The organism is Streptomyces cahuitamycinicus, assembly GCF_002891435.1.
Classification (GTDB): domain Bacteria; phylum Actinomycetota; class Actinomycetes; order Streptomycetales; family Streptomycetaceae; genus Streptomyces; species Streptomyces cahuitamycinicus.
Genome location: NZ_POUC01000193.1, coordinates 1 through 14,355, shown reverse-complemented (window position 1 = coordinate 14,355; position 14,355 = coordinate 1). Strand labels below are relative to the sequence as shown.

9 protein-coding genes are annotated in these 14,355 nt (G+C 71.9%); 1 reads left to right on the top strand and 8 read right to left on the bottom strand.

The genetic code is table 11. The annotated features are described in order from the left end of the window. Positions 1–824, bottom strand: an 824-nt coding sequence (locus tag C1J00_RS24185; protein WP_146046248.1) for a maltotransferase domain-containing protein, incomplete at its 3' end; no start/stop codon positions are given. 215 nt (positions 825–1,039) lie between these two features. Then, entirely contained in the window at positions 1,040–2,242 is a 1,203-nt protein-coding gene (locus C1J00_RS24180; RefSeq protein WP_102911156.1) for a S8 family peptidase, read from the bottom strand. 275 nt (positions 2,243–2,517) lie between these two features. On the opposite strand from C1J00_RS24180, the gene C1J00_RS24175 reads away from it, so the two are divergent. Then, the gene (locus C1J00_RS24175; RefSeq protein WP_102911155.1) at positions 2,518–5,136 is read left to right on the top strand and encodes a glycosyltransferase family 1 protein; all 2,619 of its coding nucleotides are present in this window, start codon (positions 2,518–2,520) and stop codon (positions 5,134–5,136) included. Between the two features lie 113 nt (positions 5,137–5,249). Here the strand turns inward: C1J00_RS24175 and C1J00_RS24170 are convergent, their stop codons facing one another. The 6 genes from C1J00_RS24170 to C1J00_RS24145 all read right to left on the bottom strand — a co-directional run. Next, positions 5,250–5,786 carry a DUF1990 domain-containing protein gene (locus C1J00_RS24170; protein ID WP_102911157.1) on the bottom strand — a complete coding sequence of 179 codons (537 nt, stop codon included), beginning with the start codon at positions 5,784–5,786 and terminating at the stop codon, positions 5,250–5,252. A gap of 73 nt (positions 5,787–5,859) precedes the next feature. Beyond that, a complete protein-coding gene (locus C1J00_RS24165) occupies positions 5,860–7,506 on the bottom strand; it encodes a M4 family metallopeptidase (RefSeq protein ID WP_102911154.1) in 1,647 nt (548 codons plus the stop codon). A gap of 307 nt (positions 7,507–7,813) precedes the next feature. Further along, positions 7,814–9,874, bottom strand: a complete 2,061-nt coding sequence (locus C1J00_RS24160; RefSeq protein ID WP_102911153.1) for a M4 family metallopeptidase — start codon at positions 9,872–9,874, stop codon at positions 7,814–7,816. Between the two features lie 170 nt (positions 9,875–10,044). Continuing rightward, complete coding sequence (locus C1J00_RS24155) at positions 10,045–11,817, bottom strand: ABC transporter ATP-binding protein (RefSeq protein WP_102911152.1); 1,773 nt, start codon at positions 11,815–11,817, stop codon at positions 10,045–10,047. Then, on the bottom strand, positions 11,814–13,568 hold the full coding sequence (locus tag C1J00_RS24150) for an ABC transporter transmembrane domain-containing protein (protein WP_102911151.1): 1,755 nt from the start codon (positions 13,566–13,568) through the stop codon (positions 11,814–11,816). The genes C1J00_RS24155 and C1J00_RS24150 overlap by 4 nt, the downstream gene beginning before the upstream one ends. A 23-nt stretch (positions 13,569–13,591) precedes the next feature. Further along, positions 13,592–14,355, bottom strand: a 764-nt coding sequence (locus tag C1J00_RS24145; RefSeq protein ID WP_146046247.1) for an ABC transporter ATP-binding protein, incomplete at its 5' end; no start/stop codon positions are given.

Sequence of the window (14,355 nt, the reverse complement as noted above, 5' to 3'; positions counted from 1 at the left end):
GCCGCGATCGCCGGGAGTCTGCGGGCCGCCGTGGCGAACGTGCCGTGCGGCTGCTCGCGCGTGCCCTCCGAACGCGGGAAGAACTCGTACCAGGACCCGTACAACGCCCGCTCCCGCTCCACCAGCAACGGCAGCGGCTCGCTGCTGGTGACCAGATCCCGCAGCGGATGCCGCGCCAGAACCTCCTCCACCTCCGGCGTCAACGCCCCCGCCAGACGGGCCGCCGCGGGGCGGTCCTCGTCCCGCAGGGCGTCGACGGCGGTGAGGATCACGTCGCGCAGTCCCTCCTCCTCGGGTACACCGGCGGCCGCCCGCTCGTACAGTCGCGCGCCCTCCTCCAGGACGACGTCCGTGTCCATGCCGGCCGGGATCTTGATCTCGGCGTGGTGGCGCCAGGTACCGACCGGGTCCCCCCAAGCCTCGACGGTGAACGTCCACAGACCGGGTTCCCCGGCGGTGACCGTGGCGCCCCAGCGGTCCGTCCCCGGGGCCAGCTCCCGCAGAGGTGTCCACGGCCCGGGCCGGCCCTCGGGGTCCTTCAGGACGACATTGGCCGCCACCGCGTCGTGCCCCTCCCGGAACACGGTCGCCGAGATCTCGAAGGTCTCGCCGGTGACGGCCTTGGCCGGCCGGCGTCCGTGCTGGACCACCGGGCGGACATCGAGTACGGGTATGCGCCCGACGGCGGTCGCGTCGCCAGGTGGTGATGGCGAGGCCGCCGGACCGGCATCGGCCGGGCGCGCGGGGCGCGCTTGGCCACCGGGTGCGCGCGCCCCGGTGGTGCGGCGGCTGGGGGGTGCTGGCGAATGGTGCTTGGCGGGCATGACCGCTCCTGTCCGCGTCAACGTGGGTGGGCGGAGGTCAGTGGGGAGGTGGGTCCTGCGTGGTGCTCCTGAGAGGGGTACCCGCAGGAGCCTTCCCACCCTATTCGGGTGGGCAATCCGGCACTTTGTTAACTACTCACGCGTATGTCGACACACAAGACCGGCCTCGTCCGCGACGGACGAGGCCGGCCCCTTGGCGTGGCTGCTCCTTCGCCCTACACGCGCGGCACCCGCAGTAACTTGTCCGGCGAACCGACGCCCCGGCCGGAGACCTTCCCGGTCGCCGCTCCGGCCGTCAAGGCCCTCCCGACCTGGGCCGGAGTCGCTTGTCGATGATCGTCCAGATAGAGCGCGGCGGCTCCCGCGGCGTGCGGGGACGCCATCGAGGTACCCGAATGAGTGGCCCGCGCGGTGTCGCTCGCGGCGGAGGCGGAGGTGATGCCGACACCCGGCGCGAACAGATCGAGCGCCGGACCGTGGTTGGAGAAGGCCGATTTCGTATCCCCCCGGTCGGTCGCCCCGACCGTGAGGGCCTGCCTGACGCTCCCCGGGGAGTACAGGCCGGCCGGCATGCCGTCGTTGCCCGCGGCGACCGTGTAGGTGACGCCGGAGGCGATGGAGGCACGGACGGCGGCGTCCAGCCGGCCGTTGCGCGGGCCGCCCAGGCTGAGGTTGGCCACCGCGGGTTTCCTCGCGTGCCGGGTCACCCAGTCGATCCCGGCGATCACCCGGGCCGTGGTGCCCCCGCCCGCGGCGTCGAGGACGCGTACGGAGACGATCCTGGCCTTCTTGGCGACGCCGTGAACCGTCCCCGCGACCGTCCCGGCGACGTGGGTGCCGTGGCCGTTGCCGTCGGAGGCGACCCGGTCACCCCCGACGAAGTCCCAGCCGTGGCTCGCCCGGCCGGCGAAGTCCCGGTGAGTGATCCGGACGCCGGTGTCGATCACGTAGACCGTCACCCCCGCGCCGGCCGGGCCGGGCCAGGTGTAGCTCCGGTCCAGCGGCCGCTCCGGCTGGTCGACGCGGTCCAGCCCCCAGGACGGGGGGTTCCTCTGCGTGCCGTCGAGCCGCACGCGGGTGTCCTGGACGACCGAGGCGACCCGGGGGTCGGCGGCCAGCCGCGCGGCCTGTCGGTCGTCCGCGCGGACCGCGTAGCCGTTCAGGACCGTGCTGTAGGTATGGCTGATCTCCACCCCGTACTTTCCGGCGAGGCCCCTCCCTGCCGCCGACCGGGCCCCCGTGCCCTCCTTCAGTGTCACCAGGTAACTCCCGTGCACGGAGCCGGGTGATCCGGCGCCGAGTATCCGCCCCTCCACTACGGCGTGCGCGGGCGGGGTGATGGCCGAAAACGCCGCGGTACAGACCGCCGCCGCCAGGCCCCCCGTCCGGCGCAGGCGCCGTTCGCGCGTGCGAGCCATGGTCCGAGTTCCCCTCCTCGACTCGGCGTACGGCTGCCGCGCGGCGCCGCGTACGGCGGCACGGGACGGTACGCCAGAGGCAGCCTCTCGTGACGTGTGAAGCACCACAAGGACGCCTATGGGTGCGGAATCGGCCATATCCGCAGATGGTGCTGTTCAGGCCGATCGGGGGTCGGGTGGCGGAGCCTCAGCGGCACAGGCACCGACGCCGGTACTGTCGTAGGAGACGTCGTCGAAGCCCTGCGAAATCCAGCGAACGCGCCGAGGTGGAACCCGTGAAGGCGATCCGTCGATTCACCGTCCGACCCGTTCTCCCCGACCCCCTCCGGCCGATCGGTGATCTGGCCCGCAACCTGCGCTGGTCGTGGCACGCGGAGACCCGTGACCTGTTCCGGTCCGTCGACCCCGAGCGGTGGGCCGCCTCGGGCGGCGACCCCGTCCGGCTGCTCGGCAGCGTGCCGCCCGCGCGGCTCGCGGAGCTGGCCGCGGACGGCCCGTTCCTGCGCCGCCTCGCCGAGGTCGCGGGCGATCTGCAGGACTACACGACCGGCGACCGCTGGTACCAGTCCCAGCCCGAGGAACTGCCCGCCGCGATCGCCTACTTCTCACCCGAGTTCGGCATCACGGCCGCCCTGCCCCAGTACTCCGGCGGCCTCGGCATCCTGGCCGGCGACCACCTCAAGGCGGCAAGCGACCTCGGCGTCCCGCTGATCGGCGTCGGCCTGCTCTACCGGCACGGTTACTTCCGCCAGACCCTGTCCCGGGACGGCTGGCAGCAGGAGCACTACCCCGTCCTCGACCCGAACGAGCTGCCCGTCGTCCAGCTTGAGGAGCCCGACGGCACCCCCGCCCGGGTCGCCCTCGCCCTGCCCGGCGGGAAGCAGCTGCACGCCAGGATCTGGCTGGCGCAGGTCGGCCGGGTCCCGCTGCTGATGCTGGACTCCGACGTCGAGGAGAACGACCTCGGCGAGCGCGGCGTGACCGACCGTCTCTACGGCGGCGGCAGCGAACACCGGCTGCTCCAGGAGATGCTCCTCGGCATAGGAGGTGTCCGGGCGGTACGGACGTACTGCCGACTGACCGGCCACCCGGCCCCGGAGGTGTTCCACACCAACGAGGGACACGCCGGGTTCCTCGGCCTTGAGCGGATCGCCGAACTCTGCGCCGAGGGGCTGGACTTCGACTCCGCACTGGAGTCGGTCCGCGCCGGCACCGTCTTCACCACCCACACCCCCGTCCCGGCCGGCATCGACCGCTTCGACCGCGAACTGGTCGCCCGCCACTTCGGCCCCGACGCCGAGCTGCCCCGCATCGACGTCGACCGCGTCCTGCGGCTCGGCATGGAGAGCTATCCGGGCGGGGAGCCCAACCTCTTCAACATGGCCGTGATGGGCCTGCGCCTGGCCCAGCGCGCCAACGGCGTCTCCCTGCTGCACGGCCAGGTCAGCCGCGAGATGTTCTCCGGCCTGTGGCCGGGCTTCGACGCCGACGAGGTGCCGATCACGTCCGTGACCAACGGCGTGCACGCGCCCACCTGGGTCGCCCCCGAGGTGTTCCGGCTCGGCGCCCGGCAGATCGGCGCCCAGCGCGCCGAGGACGCGCTGACCGTCGGCGGCTCGGACCGCTGGGACGCCGTCGCCGACATCCCCGACCAGGACATCTTCGAACTGCGCCGGGTCCTGCGCGAGCAGCTCGTCGAGGAGGTGCGGGAGCGGCTGCGGGCCTCCTGGCGGCAGCGCGGCGCCCATACGGCCGAGCTGGGCTGGATCGACGGCGTCCTCGACCCGGACGTCCTCACCATCGGCTTCGCCCGGCGCGTCCCCTCGTACAAGCGCCTGACGCTGATGCTGCGCGACCGGGACCGGCTGATGGACCTGCTGCTGCACCCCGAGCGGCCGATCCAGATCGTCGTCGCGGGCAAGGCGCACCCGGCCGACGACGGCGGCAAGCGGCTGGTGCAGGAGCTGGTGCGGTTCGCGGACGATCCGCGGGTGCGGCACCGGATCGTGTTCCTGCCGGACTACGGCATGGCGATGGCGCAGAAGCTGTACCCCGGCTGCGACATCTGGCTGAACAACCCGCTCAGGCCGCTGGAGGCCTGCGGCACGTCCGGCATGAAGGCAGCGCTCAACGGCTGTCTCAACCTGTCCGTCCTCGACGGCTGGTGGGACGAGTGGTTCCAGCCCGACTTCGGCTGGGCCGTCCCCACGGCCGACGGCGCGGGGACCGACCCGGACCACCGCGACGACATAGAGGCCGCGGCGCTGTACGACCTGCTGGAGCAGCGGGTGACGCCCCGCTTCTACGAGCGCGGGCAGAGCGGGCTGCCCGACCGGTGGATCGAGATGGTCCGGCACACGCTGAGTCTGCTCGGGCCGAAGGTCCTGGCCGGGCGGATGGTCCGGGAGTACGTGGAGCGGCTCTACGCGCCCGCCGCTCTCTCCCACCGGTCCACGGGCCCGGACGCGGCGCGGGATCTCGCCGAGTGGAAGGGGCGGGTGCGGGCGGCTTGGCCGGGGGTCACGGTCGACCACGTGGAGACGTCGGCGTCCGACACTCTGGCCGAGCTCGGTACGACGCTGGGGTTGCGCGTACGGGTCGCCCTCGGTGATCTCGGGCCGGACGACGTGGATGTGCAGGTCGTCTCCGGGCGGGTGGACGAGGCGGACCGGATCGAGGACGCGACGGTCGTGCCCCTGAAGCCGGTGGGCTCCGCCGATCAGGAGGGGCGCTGGGTTTATGAAGGGCCCTTGTCGCTGGATCGCACCGGGTCTTTCGGGTACACGGTGCGGATCCTTCCCGCGCATCGGCTGTTGGCGTCCAGCGCGGAGCTGGGCCTGGTCGCCGGGCCCTCCGAGGAGCTGGTGGAGGCGGCGGGATTGCTCATGCGGTGAATTCGCCGGCTGCGGGCGCGGGAGACGGGCGCGGGGGCCGGTCGCGCCCACGCGGCGGAGCCGCACATCGATGCCGCCCCGCGGAGCCGCACATCGATACGGCCCCGCGCCCCTCAGGCGTCCGCGCCGCCCTGCGTCGCCAGATTGCGAAGGACGCTGCCGCACCTGCGTGCGTACGCGTGCTGGAAGCCCCTGGTCGCGGGGCCGCCGGCCTTCGCGTACCACTTGGCCGCCCGGCTGAAGGCGTTCACGGTGAGCCACACCGTGCCGTCGCCCGTGCGGTCGACCACGAAGGACTCCTCGCCGGTCTCCGGGTGCCCGGGCAACGTGCCGTAGGCCCAGCCCGCCCTGCGGGGTTCCTCGACCGTCCAGACCACGCGGCAGGGGGCCTTGATCATGCCGGCGAGGGTGACCGTGACGTCCACGCCGGGGGCGGCGCGGTCCGCGGTCGCGTCGATGCCCACGCCCATGGCCCGGTGCATCTGCCAGGTCAGGACCGCGTCCGAGGCCCGGCGGAAGACCTCCTCGCCCTCGCCGAGGCGCGTGCGCACGTTCATGGGGTGGAAGCCCGGCGGGCAGAAGCCCTGGTCGCGGGTGGCGCCGACGTCGGCGTAGGTGAAGTCCTTCGGATCCGGATGAGACACGGTCACCAAGAGTAGGGCGGTACCCGGAGCCGCCTTCGCTCCGGGTACCGCCCTTCGGTCATGCCGGGTCGCGCCGGGGTCAGCCCACGTTGACGGCGGACCAGGCCGACGCGACCGCCTTGTACTCGGTGCTGCTCGCTCCGTACAGCGCCGACGCCGCGTTCAGGGTCGCCGTACGGGCCTGCGCGTACTTGGTCGTCGACGTCATGTACGTCGTCAGCGCCTTGTACCAGATCTGCAGCGCCTTGGTCCGGCCGATGCCGGTGACCGCGGAGCCGTTGGACGTCGGCGAGTCGTAGGCCACGCCGTTGATGGTCTTCTTCCCGCTGCCCTCGGACAGCAGGTAGAAGAAGTGGTTGGCGGGGCCCGAGGAGTAGTGGACGTCCAGGCTGCCGAGGCTGGAGGACCAGGCGTCGGCGGAGTCGCCGTCCTTGCTGGGCTTGTCCATGTAGCGCAGCGGGGTGCCGTCGCCGTTGATGTCGATCTTCTCACCGATGAGGTAGTCACCGATGTCGGAGGAGTTGTTGGAGTAGAACTCCGCGCCCGCGGCGAAGATGTCGCTGGTCGCCTCGTTGAGGCCGCCGGACTCACCGCTGTAGTTGAGGCGCGCCGTGGCCGACGTCAGGCCATGGCTCATCTCGTGGGCGGCCACGTCGAGCGAGGTCAGCGGGCGGGTGTTGCCCGAGCCGTCGCCGTAGGTCATGCAGAAGCAGCCGTCCGACCAGAAGGCGTTGTTGAAGTTGTTGCCGTAGTGGACGCGCGAGTGGGCCGCCTTGCCGTCGTTGCGGATGCCGCTGCGGCCGAAGGTGTTCTTGTAGAAGTCCCAGGTCACCTGGGCGCCGTAGTGGGCGTCGGCGGCGGCCGTCTCCAGGTTGGACGGGTTGCCGTTGCCCCAGACGTCGTCCGGGCCGGAGAAGAGGGTGCCGGTGCCGGATGTGCGGCGGTTCAGGTTGTACGTCTTGTGGCCGCCGCGCGTGCCGTCGGTCAGGTTGTACGCCGACCCGGACTTGGTGGTGGTGAGGTCGACCTTGCCGCTGTACGTGGTGGTGCCGGTGCCGGTCTCGATGCCCTGGTACTCGTAGAGCTTCTTGCCGCTGGCGGCGTCGGTCACGACGTGGAGTTCGTTCGGGGTGCCGTCCTCCTGGAGGCCGCCGACGACCGTCTCGTAGGCGAGGGTGGGCTTGCCGTCGGCCGCCCAGATCACCTTCCGCGGCGCGGAGTTCGCCTCGGTCTTCTCCGAGCCGGCCGCCTTGGCGAGGGTCACGGCCTGCTTCTCCGCCTTGGCGGCGGTGACGGCCGGCTTGAGCGAGGCGACCTTGAGCGTGGCCTTCGTGGCTCTGGTGACGCCCTTGGCCGCGCCGGACTTCGACTCGTGCACCACGAGGTCGCCGCCGAGGACCGGCAGACCCGCGTAGGTGCGCTCGTAGCGGGTGTGGACGGTGCCGTCGGCGTCCTTCACGACGTCCTTGACGACCAGCTTCTCCTCGGTGCCGAGGCCTATCTCGTCCGCGGTCCGTGTGGCGTCCGCCTGCTGCTCCTGGATGAGCGCGGTGCGGGCGGGTGCGGAGAGCAGGACGGGCGCGGCGGCGAGCGCCGACTTGCTCGCGGAGTCCGCGGCGACGCTGCTGCCGGGGGTCAGACCGGTGGTGAGCAGGGCACCGGCGGCGACGGCGGTGGCGATGGCGAGCGTCGCACGCTTGTGACGCGCGTAGAGAGGGGAGGTCACACAAGCTCCTAGGTGTGGGGGAAGTGCTGGGGTGCTGTGCGGCGTGGGGGAAGAGTGGCACTTGGGGCGCGTACATGTCAGGAGTGGCGGTGATGTTGGCCGGAATTCGACGACACGATGCACGCGAGGGCACGTGAAACGGACGCCGCCCCGGGGGATTCGAACCCACCGGGGCGACGCCCTGACTTGAGGGGCCTGCGGCCCGCCGATCCACGGGCCTGCGGGCTACGGGCCTACGGGCTACGGACCTACGGCCTACGGCTCACGGGCCACGAGAAGTAGGGCCTGCGGGCTACGGGCCTGTGGCCTACGGGAACGTCAGCTTCCAGCTGTTGATGTAGCCGGTGTCGCGGGCCGCGTTGTCCTGCACCCGCAGCTTCCAGGCGCCGTTGGCCACCTCGGAGGACGCGTTCACCGTGTAGGTCGTGTCGAGGTTGTCCGCGCTTCCGCCGGTGCCGTATCCCTTCAGCGTGTACGCCGTGCCGTCGGGGGCGACCAGATCCACCTTGAGGTCACCGATGTAGGTGTGGACGATGTCCACCGCGACCTGGAGGTTGGACGGCGCGTTGCCCGTCCGGCCGGAGACGGTGACCGACGAGGTGACCGCCGCGCCCCGGTCCGGGATCGCCACGTCGGCGGTGTTCTCGAAGGACGTGCCGCCGCCGCCCCCGTCGCCGGGTCGGGCGCCGACGTTGATGCCCGCCCACGCGTGCTGGACCGCCTTGTACTCGGCGCTGTCCGTGCCGTAGAGCTCACCGGTGGCCGCGAGGGTGCCGGTGCGGGCGCCCGCGTAGTTGGTGGTCGAGGTGAACTTCGTGGTGAGCGCGCGGAACCAGATCTTCTCCGCCTTGTCCCGGCCGATGCCGGTGACCGGGAGGCCGTCCGAGGTGGGCGAGTCGTAGGTGACACCGTTGATGGTCTTGGTGCCGCTGCCCTCGCTCAGCAGGTAGAAGAAGTGGTTCGCCGGGCCGGACGAGTAGTGCACGTCGATCGAGCCGATGCCCGAGTACCAGCTGTCCTTGGACGCCCCGTCCTTGCTCGGCTTGTCCATGTAGCGCAGCGGCGTGCCGTCGCCGTTGATGTCGATCTCCTCGCCGATGAGGTAGTCACCGACGTCGGAGGAGTTCTTCGCGTAGAACTCGACGGTCGCGCCGAAGATGTCGCTGGTGGCCTCGTTCAGGCCGCCGGACTCTCCGGAGTAGTTGAGGCCGGCGGTGTTCGAGGTGAGCCCGTGGGTCATCTCGTGCGCGGCCACGTCGATCGACGTCAGCGGGTTCGCGTTGCCCGAGCCGTCGCCGTAGGTCATGCAGAAGCAGCTGTCCGACCAGAACGCGTTGACGTAGTTGTTGCCGTAGTGGACCCGGGAGTACGCGCCCACGCCGTCGCCGCGGATGCCGCTGCGGCCGTGCACGTTCTTGTAGTAGTCCCAGGTCAGCGCGGCGCCGTAGTGCGCGTCGGCGGCGGCCGACTCCAGGTTCGAGGGGGTGCCGTTGCCCCAGATGTCGTCGGCGCCGGAGAACAGGGTGCCGGTGCCGGAGGTGCCGCGGTTGAGGTTGTACGTCTTGTGGTTGCCGCGGGCGCCGTCGGTGAGGTTGTACGTCGACCCGGACCGGGTGGTGGTCAGGTCGACCGTGCCGGAGTACACCGTGTTGCCGGTGCCGGTCTCGATCGCCTCCCACTCGAACAGCTTCTCGCCGGTGGTGGCGTCGGTGACGACGTGCAGTTCCTGCGGGGTGCCGTCGTGCTGGAAGCCGCCGACGACCGTCTCGTAGGCCACGACCGGCTTGCCGTTCGCGGCCCAGATCACCTTGCGGGGCTCGCGGTTGATGCCGGCGTCCTTGGCCTCGTCGGCCTCGCCGGCGGTCAGGGCCTGCTGCCGGGCCTTCGCGGCGGGCACCGCGGTCTTCGTCGTCGCCGGCTTGATGGCGGCGCGGGTGGCCTTCACGACGGCCGCGGTGGCGTCCGCCTCGGTGCTCTCGACGACCAGGTCGCCACCGAGGACCGGCAGGCCGTCGTAGGTGCGCTCGTAGCGTGTGTGCACGGTGCCGTCGCGGTCCTTGAGGACGTCGCGGACGACCAGCTTCTCCTTGGCGCCGAGTCCCAGGTCCTCGGCGGTCTCCGCCTTGCCCGCGTCGGCTTCCCGGATCAGCGCGGCGCGCTGGGCGGGGGTGAGCTTGACCGACTCCGAGCCGGGTATCGCCTTGCTCGCGGCCGACGGTGCCTTCTCCGGGGCTGCGATGGCGGTGCCGCCCTGGACGGCGGCGGCCATCAGCGCGGCGACGCCGGCGAGGGCCACGGCCGCGGTGCGGCGGGGGGTGTGGGGAGTGCGTCTGTGGGAGGTGCCTCTTCGCGAGGAACTGCTTCTCAACACTGACTCCTTCTGCGGGACCGGGGGTCGCCCGGCCTGGGGAGGTGGAGGTGTTGCTGTGGGGTTCCTGTGGAGCAGTCGTGGGAAGCGTGTCAGGGGAGTGCGCTTGCTGTCAGGACCGCGTCAAAACTATGGCCGGAAACGGTTCGTTGTCCGGAAGTTCATGTTCGCTATACGGACGCTTCGCCGCTGTCGGAAGGGTCCCCGTGCCAGGAGTGCCACAGGGCCGCGTAGGCGCCGCCGGCCGCCACCAGCTCGTCGTGCGTGCCCAGTTCGGTCAGCCGGCCGTCCTCCATCACCGCCACCCGGTCGGCGTCGTGCGCGGTGTGCAGCCGGTGGGCGACGGCGATGACGGTGCGCCCCTCCAGCACGGCGGCCAGCGCCCGCTCGGTGTGCCGGGCGGTCGCCGGGTCGAGCAGTGCGGTCGCCTCGTCCAGGATCAGGGTGTGCGGATCCGCCAGCACCACCCGCGCCAGGGCGAGTTGCTGGGCCTGCGAGCCGTCGGCACGGCAACCGCCCTCGCCCATCCGGGTGTCCAGGCCCCGCGGAAGCTCCCGAACCCACGCGTCGGCGCCGACGGCGGCCAGCGCCTTCCACAACTCCTCGTCCCCGGCGGACAACGCGGCGATCCGCAGATTGTCGCGGACCGAGCCGAGGAACACATGGTGCTCCTGGGTGACCAGGACGACCTGGCGGCGCAGCCGCTCCGGCCCCAGCCCGACGACCGGCACGCCGCCGACCGTCACCGAGCCGGCGGTCGGCGCGTCGATGCCCGCCATCAGCCGGCTCAGCGTCGTCTTGCCGGCGCCGGACGGCCCGACCACGGCAAGCCGCTCCCCGGGGCGCACCGTCAGATCGACGCCGCGCAGCACCTCGGCACCCCCGTCGTACGCGTAGCGCACCCCGGTGACGTCGATCCGGTCACCGTCGGGATCCGGACAGTCGCCCTCACCGGCGGCGCGCGGCGCCCGGGCCAGCCCCTCCACCCGGGCGAACGAGGCGCCGCTGCTCTGCAGTTGCTCGACCCGGACCAGGATCTCGTCCAGCGGGCCGCTCAGCTGGTGCAGATACAGGGCCGCCGCCACCACCGCCCCGAGGCTCATCCCGCCCGAGGAGTGCAGCGCGCCGCCGATCACCAGCACACCGGCCACGGGGAGGACGTACGAGACCTCGACCGCTGTGAAGAACACCGACCGCAGGAACAGCGTGTAAAAGCGCGTACGGCGGGACTTCTCCAGGGCGTCGCGGCTCGCGGCCGTCCGTCGTTCCTCGAGCCGGAACGCCTCCACCGTGCGCGCCCCGGCCGCGGTCGCCGCCAGGATCTCGGCGACGTCCGAGGTGGCCGCGCCCTCGGTGAGATACCCGTCCCGGGCCCGCCGCAGGTACCAGCGCAGCGCCAGCCAGACCGGTGTCAGCCCGAGCACGCCGAGGGCGCCGAGCAGCGGATCCAGCAGGAACACCGCGCCGACCAGGAACAGCGCCTGTACGAGGTTGATGAGCAGCATCGGACCGGCGTCCCGCAGGGTGTTGCCCACGGTCGTCACGTCCGAGGTGCCGCGGGCCGTCAGGTCGCCGGTGCCGGCGCGTTCCACGACTGATGCGGGGAGCGCGAGCGCGCGGTCGACGAACCGTTCGCGGACGCGGGCGAGGGTTCGTTCGCCGAAGCGGTGGCCGGCGTAGCGGGCCCAGCGGACCAGGAACAACTGTGCGAGGGCGCAGAACAGGAGGAGGAGAGCCAGGCGGTCGACGGCGGCCACGCCGCCTCCTGCCCGTACGTCGTCGATCATGCGGCCGAGGAGCCAGGGCCCTGCAAGGCCGGCCAGGGCGGCCAGGGCGTTGAGGCCGAGGACCGTGCTGAAGGCCCGGGCGTCCGCACGTACGAGGGCCGGCACCGCGCGTCGGACGTCTGCCCGTCCGGCGACCGGGAGGTGGCCTCGACTCATCGGACGGCCTCTTCGGTGTCCCTGGCCACGAGGGCCCGGTAACCGGGCGTCGTGTCGAGCAGTTCGTGGTGGGTGCCGGTGGCCGCGACCTTGCCGTCGGCCAGGTAGTGGACGATGTCCGCGTGGTCCAGGACCAGGGGGGAGGTGGTGGTGACGACCGTGGTGCGGCCTTCCCGGGCTTCCCTGAGCCGAGCGGCGACCTTGGCTTCGGTGGGGGCGTCCAGAGCTGAGGTGGGTTCGACGGTGAGGAGGATGTCCGGGTCGGTGAGGAGAGCTCTTGCCAGGCGGATGCGTTGGCGTTGGCCGCCGGAGAGGTTGCGGGCCTGGGCGTCCATGGGGGTTTCCAGGCCTTGGGGGAGGGCTTGGACGATGTCTTCGGCTGCGGCTGTGTGGAGCGCGGTTCGGGTTGCAAGTTGTTCGCCGTGGGTGGGTGCGGGCCGTTCGTGGCTCGTCGCGCGGTTCCCCGCGCCCCTGAAAGACGGGGTGAGCATCTCCTGCAGGGTTCCCGCGAACAAGTCGGACTCGTGGTCCGCCACCACGATGTGCGCTCGGACCTGGTTCAGGGCGATCTCGTCCAGTCGTGTTCCACCCCAGGTCGCGTTCGACGGGGCGTATCGACCCAGGCGGTCCACCAATGCCGTGGCGTCGGCCGGGCGTTCAGCCACCAGGGCCGTCAGGCGGCCCGGGAGGACGCGGACACCGGACTCGGGGTCGTAGAGGGCGGACGGCTCAGCCGGGGCGTCCAGCGTGCCCCTGTCCGGCATGGGCTCCAGACGCAGGAAACGTACGACGCGCCGGGCGCACACCACGCCGCGGCTGATCTGGTAGCCGCACTCGACCCAGAAGGACACCGGGCGCACCAGCATCGCCACGAATCCGTACACCGAGACCAGCTGGCCCACGGTGATGTCGCCTCGCGCGGCCAGGCGGGCCGCCATCCAGGTCACCACCACGAGGAACACGGTCGGCAGGCCCATGCCCAGGGCCTGGACCCAGCTGGTCACCGCGCCGACGCGGTAGCCCTGCTCGCGCAGCCGCTGTGAGTCACGGCGGAAGGCGTCCGCCACCAGGCCCTTGCCGCCCAGTCCGCCGAGGACCCGCAGGCCGCCCGCCAGGTCGCCGATCCGTGCGGTCAGGACGCCCTGCCGCTCACGGTACTCGGTCTCGGAGCCCTGCAGCCGGCCGAGCAGCGGGCCGACGAGCAGGACCATGACCGGGATGCCGAGCAGCACCACCACGGCGATGACCGGGGAGATCGACACGAGCATGACCGCGACCACCAGGTAGGCGACGACAGCGCCGATGCCGGGACCGACGACCGTCAGGGCGTGGCTGATCGTCTGCACGTCGCCCACGCCGATCGTGACGACCTCCCCCGCGCCCATCTGCCGCGAAAGGGAGGAGCCGAGCCGCACCGCATGCCCGACGACGACCTTCACCGTGCGGAAGTTGGCGTCCATGCGGACGCGGGTCATCGTGCGGTGGCGCATGGTGCCAAGCCAGGCGTTGAACGTGCCCACCGCGAACAGCGCCCCGCTCCAGGCGGCCAGCGCGCTCATGTCACCGGGCTCCAGGCCGTCGTCGATCGCCCGGGACATCAGGTACGGCGTCGCCGCCAGCAGCACCATCCACACGCTGCCGAACATCGCCCCGGCGGCGCACCGGCCGGGCTGCCGGGTGACCAGCCACCACAGGTAGCGGGCGCCGCCACGGCGGTCGGGTGTGCCGGGGTCCTCGTACGCGTCGATCATCCGCGCCCTCCTGCCGTCGCCGCTCACGCCAGACTGTCCCGCCAGGCCCGGTGCAGATCCGCGAACCTGCCCGTGCCCGCGATGAGTTCGGACGGTTCGCCGTCCTCCACGATCCGGCCCCGCTCCATCACCAGGACCCGGTCCGCGATCTCGACGGTCGACAGCCGGTGCGCGATGACCACGGCCGTACGGCCCTTCAGCACCGTCGTCATGGCCCGCTGCACCGCACGCTCCCCGGGAACGTCCAGCGAGCTGGTCGCCTCGTCGAGGATCAGCACCGCCGGATCGGCCAGCAACGCCCGGGCGAACGCCACCAGTTGCCGCTGCCCGGCGGAGATGCGGCCGCCCCGCTTACGTACGTCGGTGTCGTAGCCGTCGGGCAGGGCGCTGACGAAGTCGTGCGCGCCGATCTCCTTCGCCGCCTGCTCGATCTCCTCGCGGGTGGCGTCCGGGCGGCCGATGGCGATGTTGTCGGCGACCGTGCCGGAGAACAGGAACGCCTCCTGCGTCACCATGACCACCCCGCGCCGCAGCTCGGGCACGGCGAGGTCGCGCAGGTCGACGCCGTCCAGCAGCACCCGGCCGTCGGAGCAGTCGTAGAACCGGGCCAGCAGCTTGGCCAGCGTCGACTTGCCGGCGCCCGTGGAGCCCACGACCGCGACCGTCTGCCCGGCCGGGATCGTGAGGTCGAACGTGGGCAGCACCTCCCCGCCGGTGCGGTAACCGAAGCGGACGCCGTCGAAGACCACTTCGCGGCCGGGGTGCTCGCCGTGGAGGGGCGGGAGCC

What these genes read in the sequence shown, in the direction of transcription:
- C1J00_RS24150 (WP_102911151.1), bottom strand. Translation starts at nt 13,568, where the DNA reads ATGATCGACGCGTACGAGGACCCCGGCACACCCGACCGCCGTGGCGGC.
- C1J00_RS24180 (WP_102911156.1), bottom strand. Translation starts at nt 2,242, where the DNA reads ATGGCTCGCACGCGCGAACGGCGCCTGCGCCGGACGGGGGGCCTGGCG.
- C1J00_RS24155 (WP_102911152.1), bottom strand. Translation starts at nt 11,817, where the DNA reads ATGAGTCGAGGCCACCTCCCGGTCGCCGGACGGGCAGACGTCCGACGC.